We start from the raw sequence: 8,662 nt of genomic DNA on the forward strand, positions 1-8,662 counted from the left end.
AGCGGCCTCTTGAACCCCATTCAAGCGCGATACCAAACTTCGCCACACCCGGAAACAGCCGCCCGTTTCAGACGGCTTGATTATATTACCACATTCCGCGGCGAGATGCAAGCCTTTTTTTCAATTTTTCTTTCTTTTTTTCTGGGGCTCAGACCCAGCTGTCCTCCAGCTCGTGCTTGCGCGCCCGGGTCATCAGTTCCTTGATGACGGCCCTGGGCTTCTTGTCCTGATAGAGCACCTGGTAGGCCGCCTCGGTGATGGGCATCTCCACCCCGGACTTATCGGCCAGGGCCTTGGCCGTGGCGGCGGCATAGTAGCCCTCCACCACCGCGCCGATCTCCTTCACCGCCTCGTCCACCGGCGTGCCCTGGCCGATCAGGATGCCGCAGCGGCGGTTGCGGGAGTGCATGGAGGTGCAGGTGACAATCAGATCCCCCACGCCGGACAGGCCGGCGAAGGTCTCCCGCCGCCCACCCAGGGCCACGCCCAGCCGGGCGATCTCGGTGAGGCCCCGGGTCATGAGGGCCGCCTTGGTGTTGTCGCCGAAGCCCATGCCGTCGCAGATGCCGGCACACAGGGCAATTACGTTCTTCAGGGCCGCCCCCAGCTCCACCCCCACCACGTCGTCGGAGGCGTACACGCGGAAGCGCTCGTTCATGAACAGATCCTGCACCAGCTCGGCGGCCGTCTTGTCTTTGGAGGCGGACACCACCACCGTGGGCACGCCCCGGCCCACCTCCTCAGCGTGGGAGGGGCCGGACAGGGCCACGATGGGATGGCCCTCCCCCACCTCCTGGGCGATGGACTCGGTGAGGGTGAGGGAGGTGTCCTTCTCAATGCCCTTGGACACCGACACCAGCACCGCGCCCGGCTCCAGCAGGGGGGCCAGAGTGCGGGCCGTGGTGCGCACGGCAAAGGACGGGGTGGCCAGCACCACCGCCCCGCAGCCCGATGCGCAGGCGGGATCGGAGGTCAGCTTCAGCCCCTCGGGCAGGGACACCCCCTTGAGCATGGGGTTCTCCCGCCGCTCCCGCAGGACGGCGGACTCCGCCTCCGTATAAGACCACAGGGTCACATCGTGCCCGTTCTCCAGCAGCACCAGGGCCAGGGCCGTGCCCCAGCCGCCGCTGCCCATCACCGCGATTTTCATGGTTTGGATGCCCCCTCATCTTTCTTGTGGTGCAGGCTGAACCTGGACTCGGTGCCGCTGAGGATCCGCTTCAAATTGCCCCGGTGCTTCCAGACAATCAGGCCGCCGATGAAAATACCCAGGAGCAGCAGAATCCAGTCGTGATATACGAACCAGGTGGCGAAGGGGAAGGAGGCCCCGGCCCAGATGGAGCCCAGGGACACCCAGCGGGTGAGCACCGCCAGCACCAGGAAGCCGCCCCACACCACCAGAGCGATGCGCCAGTCGATCATGATGGCGATGGTGCCGCCGGACAGGATGCCCTTGCCGCCCTTGAAATGGAACATGCAGGGGAACATGTGGCCCAGCAGGCAGAAGGTGCCGGCCCAGTACTTGCTGTATGCCACCACAATGGCCTCCTGCTTCCAAAAGCCGCCGTCCCAGTACCGCGCCACCAGGATACCCACCCACACGGCCACGACGGCCTTGAGCACATCGGTGAGAATGACCGCAAAGGTCAGCGGGCCGCCGAAGGTGCGGTAAAAGTTGGTCAGGCCGGCATTGCCGCTGCCGTGGGTGCGCACGTCGTCCCGCAGGATATACTTGGACACGATCACCGCGCCGTTGAAGCAGCCGCAGAAGTAGGCTGCCACCGCCACGATCACCAAGGGCAGGAGCAGATCAGACAGCATCCACGGCGCCAGATCCGCCCATGTCATACCGGGCATATCTATCCCTCCTTATCGCTCTTCTGCCGGATGGTCAGCTTGATGGGCGTGCCCTCCAGACCGAAGGTGGCGCGGATCTGGTTCTCCAGATACCGCTGATAGGAGAAGTGGAACAGCTTGGCGTCGTTGCAGAAGCAGACGAAGTGGGGGGGCTTGACGCCGATCTGGGTCATATAGTAGATCTTCAGTCGGCGGCCCTTGTCGGTGGGGGGCTGCACCCGTGCGGTGGCGTCGGCCAGCACGGTGTTGAGCATGCCGGTGGTGATGCGCATGGCCGCCTGATCGGAGACGTAGTTGATCAGATCAAAGAGCCGGTCCACCCGCTGGCCCGTCAGGGCGGAGATGAACACGATGGGGGCGTAGGTCATGTAGGCCAGATCCCGCCGCACATCCTGGCGCATCCGGTCCATGGTCTTGTCGTCCTTCTCGATGGCGTCCCACTTGTTGACCACGATGATGCAGGCCTTGCCCGCCTCGTGGGCCAGGCCCGCCACCTTGGTGTCCTGCTCGGTGACCCCCTCGCCCGCGTCAATCATGATGAGGCACACGTCGCACCGCTCGATGGCCATGGTGGCCCGGAGGACGGAGAACTTCTCAATACGGTCGTCCACCTTGGCCTTCTTGCGCATGCCGGCGGTGTCGATGAACAGGTACTTGCCCTTGGCGTTCTCAAAGTAGCTGTCCACCGCGTCCCGGGTGGTGCCCGCCATGTCGCTGACGATCACCCGCTCCTCCCCCAGAATCCGGTTGACCAGGGAGGACTTGCCCACGTTGGGCTTGCCGATCACCGCCACCTTGATCACGTCGTCCTCCTCTTCCTCCTCATCCTCGGGGGGGAAGTACCGGAAGCATTCGTCCAGCAGATCGCCGGTGCCATGGCCGTGGACGGCGGAGACGGCGATGGGATCGCCCAGGCCCAGGTTGTAGAACTCATAGATGTCCGGGTTGGTCATGCCCACCTGATCCATCTTGTTCACCGCCAGCACCACCGGCTTGCCGGAGCGCAGCAGCATGTTGGCCACCTCCTGGTCGGAGGCGGTCAGGCCGGTCTTGATGTCGCACAGGAACACGATCACCGTGGCATGGTCGATGGCGATCTCCGCCTGCTGGCGCATGAAGGCCAGGATCTCGCTGTCGGCGGAGGGCTCGATGCCGCCGGTGTCCACCAGGTCGAACTTCCGGTTCCGCCACTCCGCCTCGGCGTACAGCCGGTCCCGGGTGACGCCGGGGGTGTCCTCCACGATGGACAGCCGCTGGCCCACCAGCTTATTGAACAGCATGGACTTGCCCACATTCGGCCGTCCCACGATGGCAACTAAGGGCTTCATGCTCTATCACGCTCCCTCTCTGTCACGGATTGTAACGATAGTATTCCGCCTCCGGCGGCAGGGTATATTCCGGCGGCTCCGGGCTCCGCCCGAACATGGCGTCCACCAGGTCGAAGCCGCTCTCGGCGTCCACCGGGCAGACGGGGACGCCCAGGGTCTCCTCCACCTGCTCCACGGTCACGTCGTCCAGGAACACCCGCTCCCCCGCCCGCAGCATGTTGGAGGGGATGAGCAGCCGCTCCCCAAGCTCCTTTCCCCGGAGCTGGTCGATCAGATCCCCGCCGGTGATCAGGCCGGAGACGGTGATGGTCTCCCCAAAGAAGTGGTTCACAATGGGATAGACCGATCCGTCTATATTAGCACATGTTTCCCGGCAGGTGTCAACAATTTTCTGCAAAAAGGGGGCCGCCGACACGCCGGTGGCGATGGAGAAGGGGGGCGGCGCCAGGGCGGCCAGCTCCGCGTCGTCTGCCGCCAGCTCCGCCTGACTCTGGAGCAGGCGCAGCATGCCCACGCCGTTCTCCAGCTGGTTCATGTCCTCGTAGTAGGCCTTCTCCGGCAGTTCCCGGCCGGCGATGAGATAGAACTCGTCGGAGCACCAGGCCAGGCTGGTGCCGTGCTTCTCCAGGAAGGCGGCGGCGAAGGCCTCCACCTGGTCGATCAGGGCTGCGGCCTGGGCCGGGGTGTAGGGCTCGATATGGCACAGCCCCTCCCGGTATTTGGTCAGGCCCACCGGCACCACCGCCACGCTCTCCACCGCCGGGTGCAGCGCCCCCAGATCTGCCAGGGTGCGCGCCAGGGCGGGGCCGTCGTTGACGCCGGGACAGGAGACGATCTGGCAGTTCATCTCAATGCCCGCGGCGGCGAAGCGTCCCATGATGTCCAGGCACTCCCCCGCCCGGCGGTGCTTCAGCATGGCCTCCCGCAGGGCCGGGTCGGTGGCGTGAACCGAGATGTTGATGGGGGAGATGCGCAGCTCGCAGATGCGGTCGATCTCCCGGCGGGACAGGTTGGTCAGGGTGATATAGTTGCCCATGAGGAAGGACAGCCGGGCGTCGTCATCCTTAAAATAGAGGGTCTCCCGCATGCCGGGGGGCATCTGATCCACAAAGCAGAAGATGCACCGGTTGGCGCAGGAGCGGGCCCGGTCCATGAGATAGGTCTCAAAGTTGAGGCCCAGCTCCTCCCCCTCGTCCTTGCGCACCCGCACGGTGCGGGTGCGGCCGTCCTCCTCCGCCAGAGTCAGCTCCAGCCGGGGATCGTAGGAGTAGAATTTATAGTCCAGCACATCCGCGATGGGGCGGCCGTTGATGTGGGTCAGGATCTCCCCCGGCCGCACGCCCGCCCGGCGGGCCGGACTGTGGGGATCCACCGATTGAATTTTGGTCAGGCTCATGGCCCCGGCCTCCTTCTTGCCTGGGCGGATGATATCCGCACCTGTGAGATGCCGCGCTGCGCGGTTCGCCGCTCGCCCTTGCTCCGGGTCTTATCCGCCTGCTCCCGGGCGCCTCCGCGCCATGGGGCCCCCGCCGAAGCCCAGCGCAGCGGGTTCGGTGGGGAAAGGAGCCGCAGCGGAAGGAATGAGCTTTGCCGCTTACGGCGAAGCGAACGATCTGGAGCTTGCGGCGACGCTGTCCTGCTCCCGGGCGCCTCCGCGCTTCTTGCTGTCTCGCTGCGCGCCCTCCGCCACGGACAACTGCTCACCACTCCGCCGAAAATGCCGCCGGCCTTCGGCCGGCCTGTTTTTCGGTCTGCGTGGTTCGCTGTTGTCCTGCTCCCGGGCGCCTCCGCGCTTCTTATTGTACCCTATTTCCGGGCAAAAAGAAAGAGGGGCAAAGTCCCCTCTTCTTTTCGCCTATTTACTTCGCCTCGGCGGGGGCCTCCACCTTGCCGAACTCGTGGCCGTTATAGGTCATGCAGTTCTTGCACATCCGGTGGGGCAGACGGAACGCACCGCACTTGGGGCAGGTGGTAACGCCAGGAGTCTCCAGCTTCCACACGGAGCTGCGGCGCTTATTCCGGCGCTGCTTGGACACTTTACTCTTAGGGACTGCCATGTATGACACCTCCTTAGGTTCATGCCCTGGCCGGGCAAAACTTACTCATTCTCTTTATCCAACAGCTGCGCAAGGGCAGCAAAACGTGGATCACGTTCAGGCTTGCAGCCGCAGGATCCCTCGTTGAGATCCGCGCCGCAGGTGGGGCACAGCCCCTTACAGTCCTCGGAGCACACATGCTTGGCGTCCATGTTCAGCACCGCCGCGGTGGTGAACACCTCGTCCAGATCCACCTCGCCGTTGTCCAGCAGGACGATCTCGTCGTTCTCCTCGTCCTCCAGGGTCTCGGCCAGCAGGGTGGACACCGGCAGATGCATCTCCTGCCGGAAGGGCTTGAGACAGCGGTCGCACACCAGCTCCAGCGTGGTCTCCGCACTCCCCTCCAGAAGCAGGGCGTCCGCCATATTGCGCACCGCGCCGGTGATCCGGACAGGGTGGGCAAAGGGGCGCTCCCCATAGAAATCCAGCCCGGACAGATCCAGGGTGAAGTCAAAGGGCAGGGACGCGCCGGGAACATGAAGGATGGGTCGCAGATCCAGTCGCATGGTACACCTCACATAATGGCACAGCAGACATTATACAGAAACCGGGGCCCAATGTCAAATACTTTTTTCTGAAAATCCGCATTTTTGCAAACTCCAGCAGGCGGTATTCCTTTACGGGCCTCTTTTTTGTCTAACATCATGTGTATGAGACAAAGTCTTGTAAATTATCATAGCATAATTCCGGTGAAAGATGCAAGTGCTTTCCCCCCTTCCCTGCCGCCCCCGCTTGTGGTATACTGAACTGAAATCCAATCTATCTTACGACGTGAGGCGGCTCAATGAGAGAGTTTACCATCGGAAAAAACGACGCCGGGCAGCGGCTGGATCGCTGGCTGGCCAAGACCCTCCCCCTGCTCCCCGGCCCCCTGGCCCAGAAGTACATCCGCCTCAAGCGGGTGAAGGTGAACGGCAAGGGCTCCCAGCGGGACGTGCGGCTGCGGGAGGGGGATGTGCTCCAGCTGTACATCAACGACGAGTTCTTCGACCAGCCCCGGGAGGACAACGCCTTCCTCTCGGTGTTCAGGCCCCGGCTGGAGATCGTCTACGAGGATGAAAACCTGATGCTGCTGGACAAGCGGCCCGGCCTGCTCTGCCACGCCGATGAGCACGAGAAGGTCAACACCCTGATCACCCACATCCAGGCCTACCTCTATCAGAAGAAGGAGTGGAACCCCCGGGATGAGCACGCCTTCGCCCCCGCCCTGTGCAACCGCATCGACCGGAATACCGGCGGCATCGTCATGGCCGCCAAGAACGCCGAGACCCTGCGGGTGCTCAACCAGAAGATCCGCGACCGGGAGATCGCCAAATACTACCTGGCCGTCATCCACGGCCGCATGAGCCCGCCCCAGGGGAAGCTGGAGGGCTTCCTGCTCAAGGACGAGGACAAGGCCCAGGTGAAGGTATACTCCCGCCCCGTGCCCGGCGGCAAGAGCGCCGCTACCTTATATAAGACCCTCCGCACCGCCGGGGGGCTGTCCCTGGTGGAGTGTGAGCTGCTCACCGGCCGCACCCACCAGATCCGCGCCCAGTTCGCCGCCGCCGGCCACCCCCTGCTGGGGGACGGCAAGTACGGCCGGGAGCGGGACAACAGGCGCTACGGCCGCTCCTTCCAGGCCCTCTACTCCTATAAGCTGGAGTTTACCTTCCCCACGGATGCCGGGGTGCTGGAGTACCTGCGGGGCAGGGTGTTCACCGTGGAAAAGGTGGACTTTGCCGAGGAATATTTCCCCTCCGGGGCCCCCGGGAGGCCCGTCCCGTAAAATCCCTGAAAATTTTCGATTTTCTTATTGACATTTTTCGCCGGAGCATATATGATTTGTTTCGCAATGAGGGCGTACCCAACCGCCGGTTTGGGTACGCCCTTTACTACCATTTTGAAATGGGGGAGGATACATGTCCAAGGAACTGATCCGCCTGTCGGATTGCTTCATGAAATTTGACGACGACGTCATTCTGGACCACATCAACCTTTATATCAATGACAAGGAATTCCTCACGCTGCTTGGCCCCTCCGGGTGTGGCAAGACCACGACACTTCGTATCATCGGCGGCTTTCAGAAGCCCACCTCCGGCGATGTGTTCTTCGACGGCGTGAGGATTAATGACGTTCCGCCCCATAAGCGGAAGGTCAATACCGTCTTTCAGAAGTACGCCCTGTTCACCCACATGAATATCTTTGAGAACGTGGCCTTCGGCCTGCGGATTCAGAAGGTGCCCGAGGCGGAGCTCAAAACCCGGGTGGAGGAGGCCCTGGCCCTGGTGAACCTGGCCGGCTACGGCAAGCGGTCGGTGAACTCCCTCTCCGGCGGGCAGCAGCAGCGGGTGGCCATCGCCCGGGCCATCGTCAACCGGCCCCAGGTGCTGCTGCTGGACGAGCCGCTGGGCGCCCTGGATCTCAAGCTGCGCAAGGATATGCAGATCGAGCTCAAGCGCATCCAGCAGCAGGTGGGTATCACCTTCATCTACGTCACCCACGACCAGGAGGAGGCCCTCACCATGTCCGACACGGTGGTGGTGATGAACGGCGGCAAGATCCAGCAGATCGGCACACCCGAGGACATCTATAACGAGCCCAAAAACGCCTTCGTGGCCGACTTCATCGGCGAGTCCAACATCATCGACGGCATCATGCACGAGGACAAGGTGGTGGGCATGTACGGCAAGAAGTTCCCCTGCCTGGACGGCGGCTTCGCCCCCAACGAGCCGGTGGACGTGGTGATCCGGCCCGAGGACATCGACATTGTCCCCGAGGAGCAGGGCCAGCTCACCGGCACCGTCACCGAGGTCACCTTCAAGGGCATGCACTACGACATCATCGTGGACTTCCGGGGCTTCAAGTGGCTCATCCAGACCACCGACTTCTCCCCCGTAGGGGCCAGGATTGGGGTGAAGATCGACCCCGACGGCTTCCACATCATGAAGAAGAGCGCCTATTCCGGCATGTTCGGCGACTACAGCTCCTATTCCTCCGAGTACGACGAGCTCAACGAGGATCGGCTGGAGGCGGAGGACGGCGATGAAGAATAGACGGCTTTCCTGGCTCTCCGCGCCCTATGTGCTGTGGATGGCCCTGTTTGTGGTAATCCCCCTCATTGTGGTGGTGGTGTATGCCTTCACCAAGGAGCTGGCAGGCGGCGCCTGGGTTCCCACCCTGGAGAACTTCGCGGGCATGGCGGGGTACGCCGCCGTGTTCGCCCGCTCCTTCCTGCTGGCCGCCATCGCCACGGTAATCTGCATCCTGATCGGCTACCCGGCGGCCTACCTGCTGACCCGCACGCCCCCAGGCTTCCGGCGGGTGGCCAACATGCTCATCATGCTGCCCATGTGGATGAACTTCCTGCTGCGCACCTACTCCTGGATGTTCCTGCTGGAG

8 protein-coding genes and 1 pseudogene are annotated in these 8,662 nt (G+C 63.2%); 3 read left to right on the plus strand and 6 right to left on the minus strand.

Annotated elements, in window-relative coordinates; genetic code table 11:
• Positions 1 to 148 precede the first annotated feature (148 nt).
• The 6 genes from QZ378_RS11040 to QZ378_RS11065 form a co-directional block, all read right to left on the minus strand.
• On the minus strand, positions 149 to 1,150 hold the full coding sequence (locus tag QZ378_RS11040) for an NAD(P)H-dependent glycerol-3-phosphate dehydrogenase (RefSeq protein WP_291258300.1): 1,002 nt from the start codon (positions 1,148 to 1,150) through the stop codon (positions 149 to 151).
• Positions 1,147 to 1,857 carry a glycerol-3-phosphate acyltransferase gene (locus QZ378_RS11045; protein ID WP_291258301.1) on the minus strand — a complete coding sequence of 237 codons (711 nt, stop codon included), beginning with the start codon at positions 1,855 to 1,857 and terminating at the stop codon, positions 1,147 to 1,149. The genes QZ378_RS11040 and QZ378_RS11045 overlap by 4 nt, the downstream gene beginning before the upstream one ends.
• Before the next feature lie 2 nt (positions 1,858 to 1,859).
• Positions 1,860 to 3,185, minus strand: a complete 1,326-nt coding sequence (gene der, locus QZ378_RS11050) for a ribosome biogenesis GTPase Der (RefSeq protein WP_191379185.1) — start codon at positions 3,183 to 3,185, stop codon at positions 1,860 to 1,862.
• Between the two features lie 22 nt (positions 3,186 to 3,207).
• The gene (locus QZ378_RS11055) at positions 3,208 to 4,581 is read right to left on the minus strand and encodes a DUF512 domain-containing protein (protein ID WP_291258302.1); all 1,374 of its coding nucleotides are present in this window, start codon (positions 4,579 to 4,581) and stop codon (positions 3,208 to 3,210) included.
• 463 nt (positions 4,582 to 5,044) lie between these two features.
• The gene (gene rpmF / locus QZ378_RS11060) at positions 5,045 to 5,242 is read right to left on the minus strand and encodes a 50S ribosomal protein L32 (protein WP_087236807.1); all 198 of its coding nucleotides are present in this window, start codon (positions 5,240 to 5,242) and stop codon (positions 5,045 to 5,047) included.
• A 41-nt stretch (positions 5,243 to 5,283) separates the two neighbouring features.
• Positions 5,284 to 5,787: a DUF177 domain-containing protein gene (locus tag QZ378_RS11065; protein WP_087236806.1), complete on the minus strand. Its 504-nt coding sequence runs from the start codon at positions 5,785 to 5,787 to the stop codon at positions 5,284 to 5,286.
• A 278-nt stretch (positions 5,788 to 6,065) separates the two neighbouring features.
• Here QZ378_RS11065 and QZ378_RS11070 point away from each other — a divergent pair, with 278 nt between their 5' ends.
• The 3 genes and pseudogenes from QZ378_RS11070 to QZ378_RS11080 form a co-directional block, all read left to right on the plus strand.
• The gene (locus tag QZ378_RS11070) at positions 6,066 to 7,049 is read left to right on the plus strand and encodes an RluA family pseudouridine synthase (RefSeq protein ID WP_291258303.1); all 984 of its coding nucleotides are present in this window, start codon (positions 6,066 to 6,068) and stop codon (positions 7,047 to 7,049) included.
• Between the two features lie 133 nt (positions 7,050 to 7,182).
• Positions 7,183 to 8,316, plus strand: a complete 1,134-nt coding sequence (locus QZ378_RS11075) for an ABC transporter ATP-binding protein (RefSeq protein ID WP_191379183.1) — start codon at positions 7,183 to 7,185, stop codon at positions 8,314 to 8,316.
• Positions 8,306 to 8,662: pseudogene (locus QZ378_RS11080) on the plus strand (ABC transporter permease); the annotation flags it as partial. The gene QZ378_RS11075 and the pseudogene QZ378_RS11080, both read left to right, overlap by 11 nt.

It is taken from the genome of Flavonifractor sp. (assembly GCF_019422385.1).
Lineage (GTDB): Bacteria > Bacillota > Clostridia > Oscillospirales > Oscillospiraceae > Flavonifractor > Flavonifractor avistercoris.

Bases quoted from the DNA above. Each gene is read 5' to 3' on its own strand.
- QZ378_RS11065 (WP_087236806.1), bottom strand. From the start codon at position 5,787: ATGCGACTGGATCTGCGACCCATCCTTCATGTTCCCGGCGCGTCCCTG.
- der (WP_191379185.1), bottom strand. From the start codon at position 3,185: ATGAAGCCCTTAGTTGCCATCGTGGGACGGCCGAATGTGGGCAAGTCC.
- QZ378_RS11055 (WP_291258302.1), bottom strand. From the start codon at position 4,581: ATGAGCCTGACCAAAATTCAATCGGTGGATCCCCACAGTCCGGCCCGC.
- rpmF (WP_087236807.1), bottom strand. From the start codon at position 5,242: ATGGCAGTCCCTAAGAGTAAAGTGTCCAAGCAGCGCCGGAATAAGCGC.
- QZ378_RS11040 (WP_291258300.1), bottom strand. From the start codon at position 1,150: ATGAAAATCGCGGTGATGGGCAGCGGCGGCTGGGGCACGGCCCTGGCC.
- QZ378_RS11045 (WP_291258301.1), bottom strand. From the start codon at position 1,857: ATGCCCGGTATGACATGGGCGGATCTGGCGCCGTGGATGCTGTCTGAT.
- QZ378_RS11070 (WP_291258303.1), top strand. From the start codon at position 6,066: ATGAGAGAGTTTACCATCGGAAAAAACGACGCCGGGCAGCGGCTGGAT.
- QZ378_RS11075 (WP_191379183.1), top strand. From the start codon at position 7,183: ATGTCCAAGGAACTGATCCGCCTGTCGGATTGCTTCATGAAATTTGAC.